The following is a 15,920-nucleotide window of genomic DNA, read 5'->3' as shown; positions in this document are numbered from 1 at the left end:
CGGCGCGGGTGCGAGACTCTCGCCATGACAGTTCGGGGGGCCGATGCGCGCGCCGGGTCGCGCCTGGCCGTGGCCTTCGGCTGGGTGGCGGTGGTGCCGGCGGCGACGGCGGTCGCCGCCCGTGCGGCCGGGTTCGAGAGGGGACCGTTCGCGCTGCTGGTCGCGCTCAGCCCGTGGGCGCTCGTCGTGGGCGCCATCGCGCTGGCGCTCGCGGTCATCGGCAGGTCGGCGGCGCTCGGCCTGGTCGCGGTCGTGACGGCGGTCCCGGTCGTCCTGTGGAACGCCCCGCTCTGGACGTCCGTCGCAGCGCCTGAGGAGGACCCCGCGCTGACGGTCGCGAGCGTGTCCCTCACCTTTGGCCGGGCCGATGCGGACGAGGTCGTCGCGCTCGTACGCGAGCACCACGTGGACGTGCTGGCCGTGCAGGAGCTCACGCCGGAGGCCGCCGAAGCGCTCGTCGCGGCGGGCCTCGAGGCGGAACTGCCTCATGCCGCGGCCTTCCCCGAGCCGGGGTTCGTCGGCACGGGCCTGTGGTCGCGCTCGTCGCTGGCGGACATCGCATCGATCGACGGCTTCGTCTCCCGCACCGTGAGCGCGCAGGTCGACACGGCGAGCGGCCCGCTCACGGTGATCGCGCCGCACCCGGCGGCGCCGGGAGCGCTGTCGCACGAGGCGTGGACATCCGACACGGAGGCGCTGACCACCGTGCTGACCGGCGTCGAGGGGCCGGCGCTCGTGCTGGGCGATCTCAACCTGACCCGCGACCACGCCGCGTTCCGCGACCTCCTCGCGCTGGGCTACGCGGACGCTGCCGACCAGGCCGGCTCGGGCCTGACGCTGACCTTCCCGCAGGGCAGGGCGCCGTTCCCGCTCGTCGCGATCGACCACGCGCTCGTGCGCGAGGCCCCGCTGGTCGCGACGGCGGTCACCACCACAGCCGTCAGGGGCGCGGACCACCGCGCCCTCGTCGTCACCTACTCCCACGGCTGAGCGGGACCCAGCGAGCGCATCGGCGCTGCAGCCTTCGCTAGGCTGGCGTCGTGCCAGTGAACCCAGATGCAGCGGGCCGCAGCTACGGCCCCTTCGAGCCGTACGAGGTGACGCGGGTCAAGATCCGCGAGTTCGCCGACGCCGTCGACGCCTGGTCCGGCGCCCACCGGGATGTCGCGATCGCGCAGGCCGAGGGCTTCCAGGACCTCGTCGCCCCGACCACCTTCGCCGTGGTCATCGCCCAGCGCGCGGAGTTCCACGTGGTCACCGACCCCGAGGTGGGCGTCGACTTCTCGATGGTCGTGCACGGCGAGGAGCGCTTCACGCACGTCCGCCCGCTCGTGGCCGGCGACGTCATCACCACCACGGTCCACGTCGACGAGATCAAGCAGCGCGCCGGCATCTCGATGGTGACCACCCGCGCCGAGCTCGTCGACGCCGACGGCGCCCCCGTCTCCACGGTGACCAGCACGCTCGCGGTGAGGGAGGCGGCATGACCGAGTCGACCAGCCCCAGCTTCGCGGGGCTCGAGGTGGGCCAGGTGGTCGCCGAGCGCGAGATCGCGTTCACCCGCGACATGCTCGTGCGCTACGCGGGCGCCTCGGGCGACTTCAACCCCATCCACTACAACGACGTCATCGCGGAGGAGGTCGGGCTGCCCGGCGTCATCGCGCACGGCATGCTCACCATGGGCGTGGGCGCCTCCGTGGTCGAGGAGTGGGCCGGAGCCGGCAACGTCTCCGACTACCAGGTGCGCTTCACCCGCCCCATCCCCGTCCCCAACCCGGGCGAGGCGGTCGTGACGGTGAGCGCGCGCATCGGCGCGTTGGACGAGGAGCGCCGCACGGCGCGCGTCGACCTCACGGTCGCGCACGGCGAGACCAAGGTGCTGGGCAAGGCCCAGGCGCTCGTCGACTGCGAGTAGCCGCTCAGCGCTCCGGGTTCACGTGCGCGGTCGAGGTGCCCGCGCGGAACTCGAGCTCCATCCAGATCCGCGACGGCGTCTCGCCGCTCAGCAGCTCCTGGACCTCGCTCGCGAGCGCCTCGCCCTTCGCGACGCCGTCCTGGAACACGGTGGTGAGCTCGAGCGGCGAGATCCACGGCACGTCGATCCCGTCGAAGCCCGTGATCGACACGTCGTGCGGGACGGTGAGGTCCAGCTCGCGCGCCGCAAGGATCGCGCCGCCGGCGAGGATGTCGGACTGCGCGACGATCGCGGTGGGACGGGACTCGTGCGTCAGCGCGATGTGGCCGGCCGCGATGCCCTCGGCGACCATCGTCTCCCGCGCTTCGACCACGACGCACGGCTCGACGCCCGCGAGCCGGAACGCCTCGAGGCGGTTATGCATCGGGTGCCACGCGGACTCCGGCATGTAGTCGGCAGGCCGCAGGCCCGTCTCGACACCAGGGCCGTGGGGGAGGGTGATGGTGCCGATGCGCTCGTGCCCGAGCGACTGCAGGTGCTCGATGATCTGCACGGTCGCCGTGGTGTCGTCGATCGACACCTGGCCCGCGCCTGGGGGAGCGTCGCCGTCCATCACGACGAACGGCAGCGACCGCTTGCGCAGCTTCTCGACGGCAGGCTCGTCGTGGTCGCGCACGCGGAACACGACGGCGGCGTCCATCGGCGCGGTGTCCAGCAGCGACTTCTCGTCGGACTCCTCGCGCGGGTTGGGGATCAGGAGGACGCCCAGCCCCATGTCGCCGAGCTTCGAGATCAGCCCGTCCATGACGTTGAGGATGTAGGGGGAGCGGAACGCGAGGGTGAAGGTGTCGTGGATGACGACGCCGACCACGTGCGAGCGGCCCGAGCGCAGGGCCCGGGCCTGGGCGGACGGGCCGGCGTAGTCGAGCTCCTCGGCCGCGCGCTCGACGCGGGCCTTCATCTCGGGCGAGATGGGGCCGGCGCCCGAGTACGCGAGCGACACCGTCGACAGGGACACGCCCGCCTTCGCGGCGACGTCTGCCATCGTCGGCCTTCTCCTGGCGGCCACGGCGCCCCCTCTCTCGCGTTTTGACGCTGCCCTCAGCGTAGCCGCACAATGTGCGGGCGGGGACGCACGCTGCGGCATGCGCCCTGGTGCGCCCGGGTGGGGCGCCCGCCGCCGAGCCTTGGCGGCGCGCACGAGCGACGGGAAGTCATGCCCCTCATCTACGGCTACCGGCCGACGACCACGCCCTCGGCCGCGCGCGTGCGCTCAGCGCGCTGGGGCGTGCTCGGGCTGTTCGCGCTCATGGGCGCGATGCTGTCGACGTTCCTGTCGCGCATGCCCTCGGTGCGTGACCTCCTCGACGTCTCCGTGTCGGGCCTCGCGAACCTCATCGTGTTCGGCTCGGTGGGCGCCCTCGCCGGGCTGATGGTCACCGGCTGGGCCGCGGCTCGCTTCGGCACCCGCTCGCTGCTGCTGTGGTCGACGCTCGGGCACTTCGCCGCGTTCACCGTCGTCGCGCTGTCGACGGTCCTCGAGAGCCGGCCGCTGTTCGCGGCGGGCCACTTCTTCGTGAGCTTCTCGTTCGCGTTCACCAACGTCGCGATGAACGCCGAGGCCGCCAACGTGGAGCGGCGGATGGGCCGGGCGATCATGCCGCAGTTCCATGCGGCGTTCTCGGTGGGCATGGCCGGGGCGCTGGGCCTCGGAGCGCTGCTGTCGCACGCCGGCGTCCCGCCCGTCACGCACTTCATCGCGGCCGCCGCGGTGGCGACCGCGGCCCGCCTGGCGATCATCCCGGTCGCCGCGATGGACGGCATGCCGGACCCGGACTCCGCCGGCGCCTCCCTGGGTGGCCCGTTCGCGACCGCGCGCGCCGAGTACACCGAGCGGCGCGTGGTCCTCATCGGCCTGATCGTGTTCGCGGCCTCGATGACGGAGATGACCGCGGCGCAGTGGATGTCGATCGCGGTGGTGGACGAGTTCGGCCGCACCGAGTCGGTGGGCGACCTCATCTACTGGGTGTTCGTCGTGTCGATGGTGACCGTGCGGTGGTTCGGCGCCCCCATCATCGGCCGGCTCGGTCGCGTGGTGTCCCTGCGCGCGAGCGCCGTGTCCGTGGTGACGGGGCTGCTGCTGTTCGCCTTCGCTCCGGCGTTCTGGGTGGTGCCCCTCGCGGCCATGCTGTGGGGCGTCGGCGCTGCTCTGGGCGTGCCGATCTCCTTCTCGGCGGCGGCCGACGAGCCCAAGCGGGCCGCGGCGCGCGTCGCCGCCGTCGCCTCCTTCTCGACCGTCGCGGGACTCATGGTCCCGCCCCTCATCGGCAATCTGGGCGAGCTCGTGCCCATGAACGTCGCGCTGCTCGTCGTGTGCCTCGCGTCGATCACCTCGTTCGCCCTCGCCCGCGCGGTCCGCACGGACGGCCGCCTGCGGGGCAGCCGGCGCGCGGCCGAGCGCCAGGTCGGCTCCGCGCGCCTCGCCCTCGCCGACAAGGACGAGCCCGTCGTGGCGCTCGGCGCGGACGCGGCCTCGGGCGCCCCCGACGTCCCGGTGCGGGGCGAGTGACCGACAGTCACTAGCCTGAAGCCATGACCCGCCTGTCCGAGCTCACCACCCTGCGCGTGGGCGGTCCGGTGCGCACCCTCGTCGAGACCTCGGGGGAGCGCGACCTCATCGACGCCGTGCGTGACGCGGACGCCGCCGGCGTACCCCTGCTCGTGCTGGGCGGCGGCTCGAACCTGCTCGCGTCGGACGAGCCCTTCGACGGCGTCGTCGTGCGGGATCGTCGCGCGGACATCAGCGTGCAGGACGACGGGATGTGCGGCGGGGTGTCGGTGACCGTCACGGCCGGCGCGCGCTGGGACGACGTCGTGGCACGGGCGTGCGCGGAGGGCTGGGTGGGCATCGAGGCCCTCAGCGGCATCCCCGGGTCCGCGGGGGCGACGCCCGTGCAGAACGTGGGCGCCTACGGCGCCGAGGTCGCCGACGTCGTCGCGCTGGTGCGGGTGTGGGACCGGCTCGAGGGCCGGGTGCGCTCGTTGCCGCGCGTCGACTGCGGCTTCGCGTACCGAGATTCGCTCCTGAAGCGATCGATGCGCGGCGAGGCCCCCGATGCGGGGGTGTGGGCTCCCTCGCCGCGCTACGTGGTGCTGGACTTCACCGTGCAGATGCGCCAGGGCACCCTGTCGGCACCCATCCGGTACGCCCAGCTCGCGGGCGCGCTCGATGTGGCCGAGGGCGAGCGGGCACCCCTCGAGGACGTGCGCGCGGCCGTCCTCGACGTCCGCGGCCGCAAGGGCATGGTGCTCGACGACGCGGACCGCGACACGTGGAGCGCGGGGTCGTTCTTCACCAACCCGATCCTGTCCGCATCGGACGCCGCGGCTCTTCCCGAGGACGCGCCGCGCTTCGCCGCGGGCGACGGCCGGGTCAAGTCCTCCGCCGCGTGGCTCATCGAGCGCGCCGGCTTCTCGCGCGGCTTCGCCGTGAGCGCCGGCGCGCCCGCGTCCCTGTCGACCAAGCACACCCTGGCGCTGACGAACCGTGGGCAGGCGAGCGCCGAAGACCTGGTCGTGCTCGCCCGCACGGTGCGCGACGGCGTGCGCGAGCGGTTCGGCGTGACGCTCGTGCCCGAGCCGGTGCTCCTCGGCTTGACGCTCTAGGAGCCCTCGCCTCACCACGAGAGTGGGCCCACTTTCGTCGTCCTGGGGCGCGAGACGAGGAAAGTGGGCCCACTTTCGTGGTGAGAGGGGACGGGCGAGGAGGGGCCGATGCGCGCTCGGGTGAGCGCGCATCGGCCCCTCGGTCGGTGGGTCGGCGGGGCTACCCGTCGGTCGCGATGGCCTTGAGGATGTCGAGCCGCGACGCTCTCCACGCGGGCCACAGCGCCGCGAGCACGCCCGCGATGGCGGCGAGCACGGTGTAGACCCCGAGCCACAGCCACGGCACGGTGGCGCCGTCGAACCCGAAGTCCTCGAGCGCGAGCACGAGCGCCACGCCCAGGCCCACGCCCAGGATCATGCCGAGGATCGTGCCGAACACGGCCATGACCATCGATTCCACGGTGATCATGCGCCACACCGAGGACCGCTTGAGGCCCACGGCGCGCAGCAACCCGATCTCGCGGGTGCGCTCGGTCACCGACAGCAGCAGCGTGTTCGCCACGCCGAGGATGGCGATGACGAGCGCGCTCGCGAGCAGCGCCGAGATGACGCCCAGCAGCAGGTCGATGAACTGGTTGGCGAACTGCTCGAGCTGGCTGGGCTGCTGGAGCACCACGAGCGGGAAGTCCGCCGCCAGCGCGTCCTGGATCGCCGTCTGCGCTTCCTGGGTGTCGACGCCGTCCTCGAGGACGATGAGCGACTGGAAGACCTCGACGTCGCCGAGCAGCGACTCGCCCGTGGGCCAGTCGACCATGAGGTTCGCGTCGCCGTCGAGCAGGATCTCGCCGGTGACCTCGAGCGTCTCGGTGCCCTCGGGCCCCTCGAGCGTGAGCTCGTCGCCCACCTCGACGCCGGCCTCCTTGAGCGGGGGAGCGATGTAGACGCCGCCGTCGATCTCGGCGAGCGGCGGCTCGGCGTCGTAGTCGAACGCCTCGCCGATGGTGTCCGCCTCGACCACGCCCAGCGAGCGGGTGACGCCGTCCACCACGACGCTGCCGACGCCGATGCTGGTGACGAGCTCGACGCCCTCGACCTCCGACATGATGTCGATGGCCTCGGGCGGCATGGTGCCCTGCCCGGAGAAGGCGAAGAAGTCCGCGCTGGTCTGCGAGAACTGCGCCGTCACGACCGTCTTGAGCGACTCGGTGAAGGTCGCGACGAGCGCGAGCAGCATGACGCCGATCATGAGCGCCGCCGCCGTGTTCGCGCTGCGACGGGGCTCGCGACGGATGTTGTTCGCAGCCAGCTTGCCGTCGACCTTGAACATCCGCGTCAGCAGCGTGCGCAGGCCGTACGCCATGGGCACGAGCACCTGGGCGGCGAGCAGGGTCACGCCGATCACCAGCATCGCGGCGCCGGCACCCACCCAGATGTACGGCCGCTCGAAGTCGGCGTACAGCCCGATGCCCACGAGCAGCGCTCCCAGGAGCGCGAGCGCGCCGCCGACGATGTTGCGGGTCGTGAGCGGCTTCTTGCCGCTCGTCGCGGACTCGCGCAGGGCCTCCATCGGGGCGATCTGCGACGCATGGATCGCGGGAAGCAGGGCGGACACGAGCGTGACCAACGCGCCGAGCCCGTAGGCCCACAGGATCGCGTCGAGTGGCAGGGTCATCGACCCGAAGATGTCCCCGACGAAGATGCTCACGAGCCAGGACGCGGCGAGCGCCAGCAGGTAGCCGGCGATGATGCCGAGCGTCGAGGCGATGACCGCGACCACGAGCGCCTCGAGCAGGATCATCGATCGCACCTGGCGGCCGGTCACGCCGATCGCGCGCATGAGCCCGAACTCGCGGGTCCGCTGGGTGACGATGATGCGGAACGTATTGACGATGATGTACGCGCCCACGAAGAGCGAGATCAGCGCGAACGTGATCGCGAAGATGTCGACGTAGCCGAGGACGTCGTCGAGGGCCTCGGTCTGCTCCGCCACCTTGTCCTCGCCGGTGATGGCGCGCGTGCCCTCGGGGAGCACCTCCTGGATGTCCGCGGCGACGGCGGACGCATCGGCGCCCTCCTCGACGAGCACGTTGACGCCCTGGTAGTCGGGGCTGCCGGCGAGCTCGATCGCCTGGGACTCCGCCATGTAGCCGAGCGTGGCCCCCTGAAGGCTGTTGGACTCGCCGAACTGCACGGTGCCGACGAGCTCGAGCTCGGTGACGCCGGACTCCGTCGCGACGCGCACCATGTCGCCCAGCGCGTAGCCGAGCCGCTCGGGTGAGTCGATGTCGAGCACGATCTCGCCGTCGGCCTCGGGTCCGCGGCCGTCGACGAGCGTCGACTGGTCGATCTCGGGGATGCCGGCCCAGTTGAACAGCTGGCTCGGCGGACCGCCGGCGCCGCCGAACGGATCGGAGCTGTCCTCGTCGGTGGCGGGAGGCAGCACGGAGCCGGCGACCTGGATGCCGCCCACCGCCACGTCGACGCCGTCCACGGCCTCGATGGCCGCCACGTCGTCCGCGGTGAACAGCGCCTCGACGGCGGCGAACGGGTCGCCCTCGGCGTCGTCGCTGGCCTCGGGGTCCTCCTCGACGATGATGTCGGTGCCCGCGTAGATCTCCGAGAACAGCCCGGAGAAGCCGCTCGAGAGCGCGTTGGTGAAGGTGTGCGACGCGGCCACCAGCGAGACGCCGAGCGCCACCGCGATCGCGGTGAGGATCAGCCTCTTCGGGTTGTGCCTGACGGACTTGACTGCAAGCCGGAACATCGCGACTAGTGCCCCATCTGCTTCATGCGGTCGAGGACGCGGTCCGCGGTGGGCTCACGCATCTCGTCGACGATCTTCCCGTCCTCGAGGAACAGGATGCGGTCCGCGTAGGAGGCGGCCGTCGGGTCGTGGGTCACCATCACGATGGTCTGGCCGAACTCCTTGACGGCACGGCGCATGAACCCCAGCAGCTCGGCGCCGGAGCGCGAGTCGAGGTTGCCCGAGGGCTCGTCAGCGAAGATGATCTCCGGCCGCGACACGAGAGCGCGGGCGACGGCGACGCGCTGCTGCTGGCCGCCGGACAGCTCCGCGGGAAGGTGCGTGAGGCGGTCCTTGAGGCCGAGGATGCCGATGATCTCGTCGAACCAGGCCTGGTCGACGTCCGCTCCCGAGATGTCCAGCGGCAGCGTGATGTTCTCCTTCGCGGACAGCGAGGGGATCAGGTTGAAGGACTGGAACACGAAGCCGATGAACTTGCGGCGGACCTCGGTGATCTGCGCCTCGGACAGGCTCGTGATGGTCGTGTCCGCGATGGTCGAGGAGCCGGCGGTGAGGCGGTCGAGCCCGGCGAGCGTGTGGAGCAGCGTCGACTTGCCGGAGCCGGAGGGGCCCATGATCGCGGTGAACTCGCTGCGGGCGATGTCGACGTTGATGCCGTCGAGGGCGCGCACCGCGGCCTCGCCGTGCCCGTAGTCCTTGTATCCGTCTCGCATCGTCGCGGCGAGCGCGGGTGCTGCCGTGGTGGTCATGGCGGGGCCTTTCGTCAGTGGTCCGAACGGGGACCAGTCTGCCAAGGCCGGGCGAGCGCCGGGAATCCCTCCTCAGGACGGTTCGACGGCCTCGTCCTCAGGGATGACCCTGGGGTGGCGTGAGGTGCCGGCGGTCATCCGCGCGGCAGCACGATCCCCGAGTCGTAGGCCTCGACGACCGCCTGCACGCGGTCGCGCACGCCGAGCTTGGTGAGGATGTGGCTCACGTGCGTCTTGACCGTGGTCGACGACACCCACAGCTCCTGGGCGATCTCCTGGTTGGACATGCCCCGCGCCATGAGCTGGAGCACCTCGACCTCTCGCTCGGACAGGTCGCCGATCGCCTCGGGCGGCGGGACGTAGTCGGCCGCGTCCACCGGGGCGGCCTCGCCGGGCTCGGAGGGCCGATGCGCGGAGAAGCGCTCGATGACCCGCCGGGTGACCTCTGGGGCGAGCAGCGCCTCGCCGGCGGCGACGACGCGCACGGCGTTGACGAGGGTGTCGCCGTCCGCGCTCTTGAGCAGGAAGCCCGAGGCGCCGACGCGCAACGCCTCGTACACGTACTCGTCGTCGTCGAACGTCGTGAGGATGACCACGCGGGTCTCGGGGTGCGCGGCGAGCACCTGCTCGGTGGCCGCGAGCCCGTCGACGCCGGGCATGCGGATGTCCATGAGCACCACGTCGGGGGCGTTGTCACGCACGAGCGCCACGGCATCGGCCCCGTCGGCTGCCTCGCCCACGATCTCGATGTCCGCCTCGGCATCGAGGATCATCCTCAGACCCACCCTCACCATCGCCTGGTCGTCGACCAGCGCCACTCGGATCACGCGCTCGCTCCTTCCGTCGCCGGCGCGGGGCCGGCCACCTGATCGTCTCCTGAGGGCAGCACCGTGTGCACCTGGAACCCGCCGCCGCGGCGCGGGCCGTGCGACAGCGCGCCGCCGAGCGCCTGGACGCGCTCGGCCATGCCGGCGAGGCCGTGGCCGCCGGGCAGGCGGGTGCCCTCGGCGGCTCCGCGGCCATCGTCGACGACGGTGATGTGCACGGCGTCGACGGTGCGCTTGACCGTGACCTCGGCGCTCGCGCCGGGCCCCGCGTGCTTGAGCGCGTTCGTCAGCGCCTCCTGGACGATGCGGTACGCGCTCACCTCGACGCCGGCCGGCACGTGCGCGTTGCCCGAGATCTCGAGGGTGACGGGAAGCCCGGAGTCCTGGACGTGGCGCACCAGGCCTGGCAGCGCCGCGAGGGACGGCATCGGCGACAGCCCGTCGAGCCCCGAGGCGCGGGACGGGGCGTAGCCGGCCGCGAGGGCACGGTCCACGTCGGCGCGCTCGTTGGCCTCCTGTTCGGATGCGCGCAGCACGCCGATCATCCGCTGCATCTCCTCAAGCCCCTTGCGGCCGGACGAGGCGATGGTGCCGAGGGTCTCCTGCAGCTCCGGGTCGTCGCCCGCCAAGCGCCGGCGCGCGCCCTCCGCCTGCAGCGTCATCACCGTGATCTCGTGCGCGACCACGTCGTGCAGCTCGCGCGCGATGCGGGCACGCTCGGCGCGCACCGCGTCCGTCGCGGCCTCGAAGCCGGCCTGCTCGCGGCGCACGGTGGCGATCTCGAGCTCGGTCACGCGGGCGCGCCGACGCTTGTCGGTCACCCCGAGCGCGAACGGGATCAGGATGCCGATGGGGACGGCGACGAGAGCGGACCAGGGGATCGAGTCGTAGGTGGTCACCCCGACGGCCGTCCACGCCATCATGAGCCCCAGCAGCACCGCGCCGTGGCGGATCGCGGTCCAGCGCGGCGCGTAGGACGCGAGCCCGTAGATCGCGACGAAGATCGCGAGCATCGCCGGCCCCGCCTCGTAGCCCAGCCCAGCCGTCACGAACCACACCGCGCTCGTGATCCATAGGACCGCGCGGGGGAAGCGTTGCCTCCAGATGAGCGGGATCACCTGGCTGACGAGCAGCGTGTACCCCAGCGCGTCCATCTCGCGCGAAGCGGCGAGGATCTCCGCGGAGTCGAGTGAGGCGGCCCAGATGACGCCGAGCAGCAACAGCCCAGCTGCGATCAGCGCATCGTTCCACCGTGGGGGCCTGACGTCCATGGCCCCCCAGCGTAGGCCCGGCCGCCCACGCCCGCATCGGCCGGTCGGCCGATGCGCTCAGCCGACGAAGCGGTACCCGACCCCGCGCACGGTCTCGATGGCGTCGGGTCCGAGGTGAGCACGCAGGTAGCGGATGTAGACGTCCAGCACGTTGTCCTTCGCCGCGCCTCCCCAGACCTCCTCGAGCGCCTCGGCGCGCGCGATGACCTCGCCCGGGCGGGACATCAGCAGCTGCGCGAGTTGGAACTCGCGCGGGCTGAGCGGGATCTCGACGCCGTCGCACACGAGCGTGCGCTCGACGGGGTCGAGCTCGCATCGGCCCACCGTGAGGGTGCGCGAGTCGGTGGCGGCCACCTCGTCGGCGACCCGCGCGCGCAGGCGGATGCGCGCCACCAGCTCGTCGAACGAGAACGGCTTGGGCATGTAGTCGTCCGCGCCGCGCTCCAGTCCGCGCACGGTGTCCTCGGCGCTCGAGCGTGCCGTGAGGATGATGACGGGCAGGTCGGAGCCGGCCGCACGGAGCTTGCGCAGCACCGTGAAGCCCTCCTGGTCGGGCAGCCCGATGTCGAGGACCATGATGTCGAAGCCGTCCTCGAGGGCCATGCGCAGACCGTCGCGGCCGGTGCGTGCGCTCGCGACGTCGATGTCCGCGGTGCGCAGCCCCTTCGTGAGCGTCGCGATGAGGCGATCCTCGTCCTCGACGAGCAGCATGCGAATCACGGGGCCTCTCCCTTCCTTGGGATGATGAGCGCGAAGGCGGAGCCCTCGCCGAGCGTCGAGTCGACCGCGATTCTCCCACCATGCGCCGTCGCGATGGCGGAGGCGATCGGAAGCCCGAGCCCCGCGCCCTCGGCCTCGGGGTTGACCCGGCTGAAGCGCTCGAGGATGCGCGCCTGGTCCTCGGGCGCGATGCCGATCCCCTCGTCGCGCACCCACAGGTGCACCTCGCGACCCTCGACGGCGGTCCCGAGCGCCACCACGGACCCTGGCTCCGAGAACTTGACCGCGTTCGCCGCGAGCTGGAGCCAGGCCTGCGTGATGCGCTGCGCGTCGACGATGACCGGGCCACGCCCGACCGACTCGAGGCGCCAGTCGCGGTTGCCCAGCGCCTGAGCGCGCGTGAAGGTCTGCAGCGTCAGCTCACCCAGGTCAACCTGCTCGCGCATGACGAACTCGGGGCGGTCGGACTTCGCCAGCGTCACCAGGTCGTCGACGAGGCGCGACATCATGCCGACCTCCTCGAGCAGGTCGCGCTGCGTGCGTTGCACCTCGTCGGGATCGCGCGGCTCGATGAGCTCGAGGTTGGTGCGCATGATCGCGAGCGGGGTGCGCAGCTCGTGGGACGCGTCGTCGAGCAGCTGGCGCTGGTCCGCGAAGGCCCGCTCGAGCCGGTCGAGCATGCCGTTGACCGTGCGCGTCAGCAGCGCGAGGTCGTCGTGACCGGTGACGGGGATGCGCTCGGCGAGCCCGTGCTCGTTGATGTGCCGGGCCTTCTCCTGGAGCACGGTGATGGGTCGCAGCATGCGCCCCACGGTGGTCCACGCCACCACGCCGATCATCGCGAGCGCGAGGACCGCGACGAGCGCGTAGACGGTGAACGTCTCCTGGAGGCTCGACATCTGAGCCCCGCGGTCCGTCGCGATGGTGAAGACGCCCACGACCTCGCCGTCGGGCTCGACGATGGGCACCGCCGCGTATCGATAGTCGGCCATGTCCGTGCCGGCGGAGCGGACGCGCACCACCTCCGTCGCGTTCTCGGCGGCGATGGCCAGGAACTCGGCGTCGTCCTCGAGGCGCAGGCGGTTGGGGTTGGACGGGACGAAGCGCGCGATGGTTCCGGTGTGCGCGACGGCGCTCTCCGTGGGCGTCGCGACCACGCGGATCATCGCCTCGCGCATGAGGTCGTCCGAGGAGGCGTACGGCTCGCCCGTGGTCGGGTCCGGCTCCTGCGCGAGCTCGATGAAGGCCTGGGTGCGCAGGCTGATCCCCTCGGTGATCGAGGCGTCGATCCTGGTCCGCTCGATGACGTAGGCGGTGACGCCGGCGACGGTCAGCGCGAGCGCGGTGAGGCCCACCAGGTACGCGAGCACGCGCGCCCTGACCGACATCCCTCGGGCGGGGCGCGTGAGCGTGCGGAGCAGCTGCGCGATGGGACCCTCCTCGCCCGTCACGCTACCGCGCCGGCTCCCGCTGGAGCGTGAGGGCTCAGCGGCGGCGGTCGCCGGACTCCGCGCGGGTGCCGCGGTCGCCATCGCCCCAGCCATCGCGGTCGCGCCAGCGGTCGCGGTCGCCCGAGCGGTCGCCGTCACCGCGTCCGTCGCGGCTGCGCTCGACCGATCGGTCCCGCGACTCGTCGCGGTCCTTCGACCACCATCCACGCTCGTCGTCCGACGTGGCGCGCTCGGACGTGTCGGAGCGCGACCATTCGCCGCTCTCGCGGTCCTTGCGGCAGCTCTCGAAGTCCTTCCAGGCGGACTCGCCCAACAGCGCGCGCCACTCGGAGCGGTCGAGGTCGCAGGCCTCGGCGGCAGCCTTGACGTCGTCGAACCACGCGTGCAGCTGCGACTTCCAGCCCTCCCAGTCCCCGTCAGAGGGCTTCGTCGGGCGCTCGGGCAGGGTGCACTCGACCTCGGGCTCGGCTGCTGCGACCTTCGCGACGGGGGTGGCGGGCTCGTCCTTGGGGGCCTGCGCCGAGGTCTGCTCGGCGGGGGCCGCGGCCGCGGGCTTCGGGCCGCACGAGCCGTCGTCGGTGCACTCGATCGGCTCGAGGCCGACCTCGACGGGCTCCGCGGGGACGGCGGCGGCGACGTCGGCTGCGGGCGTCTCGACCGTCACGGCGTTGGCGATCGGCTCGTCGGGCGTGTCGACGGTCATGGCGGTCGCGGCTCCCGCGACGATCATGCTGACGCCGAGGAACCCGGCAGCCACCGCCACGGTACGGATGCTCGGTGCGCTCATGCGCCACAGTCTCCCGCGCTCGTGCTGAGCCTGCTCTCAGAAAGCCGCACGCGCATCGGCCCTACCGGTCCTCCGGTCGCTGCCACCGGAAGGTGCGCACGGCGACCACCAGGCCGATCACCGCCCAGACCACGAGGATCACGGCCGTGAGGCCGTGCTGCCAGCTGCCGGCAGCCTCCTGCGCCTCGAACGACTCAGGCAGGAACACGGACCGCATGCCCTGGGCGAGCCACTTGAGGGGGAACACGGACGCGACGTTCTGGAGCCACAGCGGCAGCTGCGTGAAGACGAAGAACACTCCCGACGTGAACTGCAGGAACAGCACGATGGGTGTGAGGATCGCGGAGGCCGCCTTGGCGTTGCGCAGCAGCGAGCTGGTCGCGATGCCAAGCGTGGTCGCGGCGGCCGTGCCGAGCGCGAACACCCACGCGAACGTGCCCCACTGAGCTGCGGACGGCAGCTGGACGTCGTACAGCAGCACGCCCATCGCGACGAGGATGGCGACCTGCACCGCGGACACGATGAGGATCTGCGCGATCTTGCCCGCGAAGAACGCCGTGGCCGGCAGCGGGGTCGCGTGGATGCGCTTGAGGACGTCCTCGTCGCGGTCGATCGCGATGGAGATCGCGAGGGACTGGAAGCCCGTGTTGAGGATGCCCGACGCGACCATGCCGGCCATGAGGTACTGCGAGAAGGTCACCCCGGTGTCGCCCAGCGTCTGGCCGCCGAAGATCGCCCCGAACATCGCGAGCAGCAGCATCGGGAACGCGAAGATGAAGATCATCTGCTCGCGCGACCGGGTGAAGTCCTTGAGGTCGACCACGAGGCGGTCGAGCGCGAGGCTGACCCAGCTGGGGGACGTGACGGTGGCGGTCATGCGGTGGCCTCCTCGGCGTCGGCCGGCGCAGCGCCGGTCGACTCGCTCGTGGCCACGCCGCCCAGCCCGACGAGGTCGAGGTACACGTCCTCGAGCGACGGGTGGCGCACCTCGAGCCGTTCGACCTCGCCGTCGTGGCGCGCGAGCAGGTCGCGCAGGAAGGCGCTGGGCTCGCTCGTGGCGTGCTCCCGGGCCTCGCCGCCTTCGAGCCAGGTGACGTGGGCGGCCTTGGCGCGTGCGCGCAGGCCCGCCGGGGTGTCGAGCGCGACCAGGGAGCCGCGGGCGATGATGCCGATGCGGTGCGCCAGGTAGTCGGCCTCGTCGAGGTAGTGCGTCGTCAGCACGATCGTGGTCCCGCCCTCGGTGAGGGACTCGATGAGCCGCCAGAACTGCCGCCGGGCCTCGGGGTCGAAGCCGGTGGTGGGCTCGTCGAGGAAGATCAGCTCGGGGCGGCCGATCACCGCGAGGGCGACGTCGAGGCGCCGGCGCTGGCCCCCCGACAGCAGCTGCGGCTTGACGTTGGCCTTCTCCTCGAGGCCCACCGCGGCCAGGGTCTCGTCGACGTCCCGGGGCCGGGGGTAGAGCTTCGCGGCGTGGTGCAGGGACTCGCGCGCCGTGAGGAAGGAGCGGCCCGACGTGTTCTGGAGCATGACGCCGATGCGCTCGCGGAAGCGCCGGTCCGCCCGCTGCGGGTCCTGGCCGAGCACCTCGACCTCTCCCGCCGTGCGCTTGCGGAACCCCTCGAGGATCTCGACGGTGGTGGACTTGCCGGCGCCGTTGGGGCCCAGGAGAGCGAAGACCTCGCCGCGGCGGATCTCGAGGTCGAGGCCGTCGACGGCGTGTACCTCGCCGTAGGTCTTGCGCAGGCCGGAGACGGAGATCGCTGCGTCGTTCATGGTCCCGAGGCTAGCCCGCGTGCCTGGGTGCCGCGTCGCCCGGACGGCCGATGCGGT

Annotated in this window: 15 protein-coding genes; 5 read left to right on the top strand and 10 right to left on the bottom strand. The window is 72.1% G+C overall.

The window, feature by feature from the left end; all coding sequences use genetic code 11:
* Nucleotides 1-24 precede the first annotated feature (24 nt).
* The 3 genes from B7K25_RS07620 to B7K25_RS07610 are packed head-to-tail and all read left to right on the top strand — an operon-like array spanning nucleotide 25 to nucleotide 1,915.
* Complete coding sequence (locus tag B7K25_RS07620; RefSeq protein WP_144018922.1) at nucleotides 25-990, top strand: endonuclease/exonuclease/phosphatase family protein; 966 nt, start codon at nucleotides 25-27, stop codon at nucleotides 988-990.
* A 50-nt stretch (nucleotides 991-1,040) separates the two neighbouring features.
* The gene (locus B7K25_RS07615) at nucleotides 1,041-1,487 is read left to right on the top strand and encodes a MaoC family dehydratase N-terminal domain-containing protein (RefSeq protein ID WP_084105130.1); all 447 of its coding nucleotides are present in this window, start codon (nucleotides 1,041-1,043) and stop codon (nucleotides 1,485-1,487) included.
* A complete protein-coding gene (locus B7K25_RS07610; protein ID WP_084105129.1) occupies nucleotides 1,484-1,915 on the top strand; it encodes a MaoC family dehydratase in 432 nt (143 codons plus the stop codon). The genes B7K25_RS07615 and B7K25_RS07610 overlap by 4 nt, the downstream gene beginning before the upstream one ends.
* A gap of 4 nt (nucleotides 1,916-1,919) precedes the next feature.
* Here B7K25_RS07610 and B7K25_RS07605 read toward each other — a convergent pair whose 3' ends face one another.
* Nucleotides 1,920-2,960, bottom strand: a complete 1,041-nt coding sequence (locus B7K25_RS07605) for a LacI family DNA-binding transcriptional regulator (RefSeq protein ID WP_159450156.1) — start codon at nucleotides 2,958-2,960, stop codon at nucleotides 1,920-1,922.
* A 171-nt stretch (nucleotides 2,961-3,131) separates the two neighbouring features.
* Between B7K25_RS07605 and B7K25_RS07600 the strand changes: the two genes are divergently transcribed.
* Together B7K25_RS07600 and B7K25_RS07595 are read left to right on the top strand one after the other, a co-directional pair.
* Nucleotides 3,132-4,484 (top strand): MFS transporter, encoded by a 1,353-nt coding sequence (locus tag B7K25_RS07600; RefSeq protein ID WP_084105127.1) that lies wholly within the window; start codon nucleotides 3,132-3,134, stop codon nucleotides 4,482-4,484.
* Nucleotides 4,485-4,507: 23 nt separating this feature from the next.
* Nucleotides 4,508-5,581 carry a UDP-N-acetylmuramate dehydrogenase gene (locus B7K25_RS07595; RefSeq protein ID WP_084105126.1) on the top strand — a complete coding sequence of 358 codons (1,074 nt, stop codon included), beginning with the start codon at nucleotides 4,508-4,510 and terminating at the stop codon, nucleotides 5,579-5,581.
* A 160-nt stretch (nucleotides 5,582-5,741) separates the two neighbouring features.
* Here B7K25_RS07595 and B7K25_RS07590 read toward each other — a convergent pair whose 3' ends face one another.
* The 9 genes from B7K25_RS07590 to B7K25_RS07550 form a co-directional block, all read right to left on the bottom strand.
* Entirely contained in the window at nucleotides 5,742-8,285 is a 2,544-nt protein-coding gene (locus B7K25_RS07590) for an ABC transporter permease (protein WP_084105125.1), read from the bottom strand.
* Nucleotides 8,286-8,290: 5 nt separating this feature from the next.
* Entirely contained in the window at nucleotides 8,291-9,034 is a 744-nt protein-coding gene (locus B7K25_RS07585) for an ABC transporter ATP-binding protein (RefSeq protein ID WP_084105124.1), read from the bottom strand.
* Nucleotides 9,035-9,168: 134 nt separating this feature from the next.
* A complete protein-coding gene (locus tag B7K25_RS07580) occupies nucleotides 9,169-9,861 on the bottom strand; it encodes a response regulator transcription factor (RefSeq protein ID WP_200807880.1) in 693 nt (230 codons plus the stop codon).
* Nucleotides 9,858-11,132: a sensor histidine kinase gene (locus B7K25_RS07575; protein WP_084105123.1), complete on the bottom strand. Its 1,275-nt coding sequence runs from the start codon at nucleotides 11,130-11,132 to the stop codon at nucleotides 9,858-9,860. Before B7K25_RS07575 ends, B7K25_RS07580 begins: the two co-directional genes overlap by 4 nt.
* A 57-nt stretch (nucleotides 11,133-11,189) precedes the next feature.
* Nucleotides 11,190-11,843 carry a response regulator transcription factor gene (locus B7K25_RS07570; RefSeq protein WP_084105122.1) on the bottom strand — a complete coding sequence of 218 codons (654 nt, stop codon included), beginning with the start codon at nucleotides 11,841-11,843 and terminating at the stop codon, nucleotides 11,190-11,192.
* 5 nt (nucleotides 11,844-11,848) lie between these two features.
* A complete protein-coding gene (locus tag B7K25_RS07565) occupies nucleotides 11,849-13,303 on the bottom strand; it encodes a cell wall metabolism sensor histidine kinase WalK (RefSeq protein ID WP_159450155.1) in 1,455 nt (484 codons plus the stop codon).
* 34 nt (nucleotides 13,304-13,337) lie between these two features.
* The gene (locus tag B7K25_RS07560) at nucleotides 13,338-14,090 is read right to left on the bottom strand and encodes a hypothetical protein (RefSeq protein WP_084105120.1); all 753 of its coding nucleotides are present in this window, start codon (nucleotides 14,088-14,090) and stop codon (nucleotides 13,338-13,340) included.
* Between the two features lie 61 nt (nucleotides 14,091-14,151).
* Nucleotides 14,152-14,967, bottom strand: a complete 816-nt coding sequence (locus tag B7K25_RS07555) for an ABC transporter permease (RefSeq protein ID WP_084105119.1) — start codon at nucleotides 14,965-14,967, stop codon at nucleotides 14,152-14,154.
* Nucleotides 14,964-15,863 carry an ABC transporter ATP-binding protein gene (locus tag B7K25_RS07550; protein WP_084105118.1) on the bottom strand — a complete coding sequence of 300 codons (900 nt, stop codon included), beginning with the start codon at nucleotides 15,861-15,863 and terminating at the stop codon, nucleotides 14,964-14,966. Before B7K25_RS07550 ends, B7K25_RS07555 begins: the two co-directional genes overlap by 4 nt.
* Nucleotides 15,864-15,920 lie beyond the last annotated feature (57 nt).

The sequence above is a fragment of the Demequina sp. NBRC 110056 genome (assembly GCF_002090155.1).
Lineage (GTDB): Bacteria > Actinomycetota > Actinomycetes > Actinomycetales > Demequinaceae > Demequina.
The sequence above is the reverse complement of the archived record's forward strand: the minus strand, read 5'-3'. Positions and strand labels throughout refer to the sequence as shown.

Excerpts from the sequence above, each read along its gene's own strand:
- B7K25_RS07620 (WP_144018922.1), top strand. The coding sequence starts at position 25 with ATGACAGTTCGGGGGGCCGATGCGCGCGCCGGGTCGCGCCTGGCCGTG.
- B7K25_RS07610 (WP_084105129.1), top strand. The coding sequence starts at position 1,484 with ATGACCGAGTCGACCAGCCCCAGCTTCGCGGGGCTCGAGGTGGGCCAG.
- B7K25_RS07605 (WP_159450156.1), bottom strand. The coding sequence starts at position 2,960 with ATGGCAGACGTCGCCGCGAAGGCGGGCGTGTCCCTGTCGACGGTGTCG.
- B7K25_RS07600 (WP_084105127.1), top strand. The coding sequence starts at position 3,132 with ATGCCCCTCATCTACGGCTACCGGCCGACGACCACGCCCTCGGCCGCG.
- B7K25_RS07595 (WP_084105126.1), top strand. The coding sequence starts at position 4,508 with ATGACCCGCCTGTCCGAGCTCACCACCCTGCGCGTGGGCGGTCCGGTG.
- B7K25_RS07590 (WP_084105125.1), bottom strand. The coding sequence starts at position 8,285 with ATGTTCCGGCTTGCAGTCAAGTCCGTCAGGCACAACCCGAAGAGGCTG.
- B7K25_RS07585 (WP_084105124.1), bottom strand. The coding sequence starts at position 9,034 with ATGACCACCACGGCAGCACCCGCGCTCGCCGCGACGATGCGAGACGGA.
- B7K25_RS07575 (WP_084105123.1), bottom strand. The coding sequence starts at position 11,132 with ATGGACGTCAGGCCCCCACGGTGGAACGATGCGCTGATCGCAGCTGGG.
- B7K25_RS07570 (WP_084105122.1), bottom strand. The coding sequence starts at position 11,843 with ATGCTGCTCGTCGAGGACGAGGATCGCCTCATCGCGACGCTCACGAAG.
- B7K25_RS07560 (WP_084105120.1), bottom strand. The coding sequence starts at position 14,090 with ATGAGCGCACCGAGCATCCGTACCGTGGCGGTGGCTGCCGGGTTCCTC.
- B7K25_RS07555 (WP_084105119.1), bottom strand. The coding sequence starts at position 14,967 with ATGACCGCCACCGTCACGTCCCCCAGCTGGGTCAGCCTCGCGCTCGAC.
- B7K25_RS07550 (WP_084105118.1), bottom strand. The coding sequence starts at position 15,863 with ATGAACGACGCAGCGATCTCCGTCTCCGGCCTGCGCAAGACCTACGGC.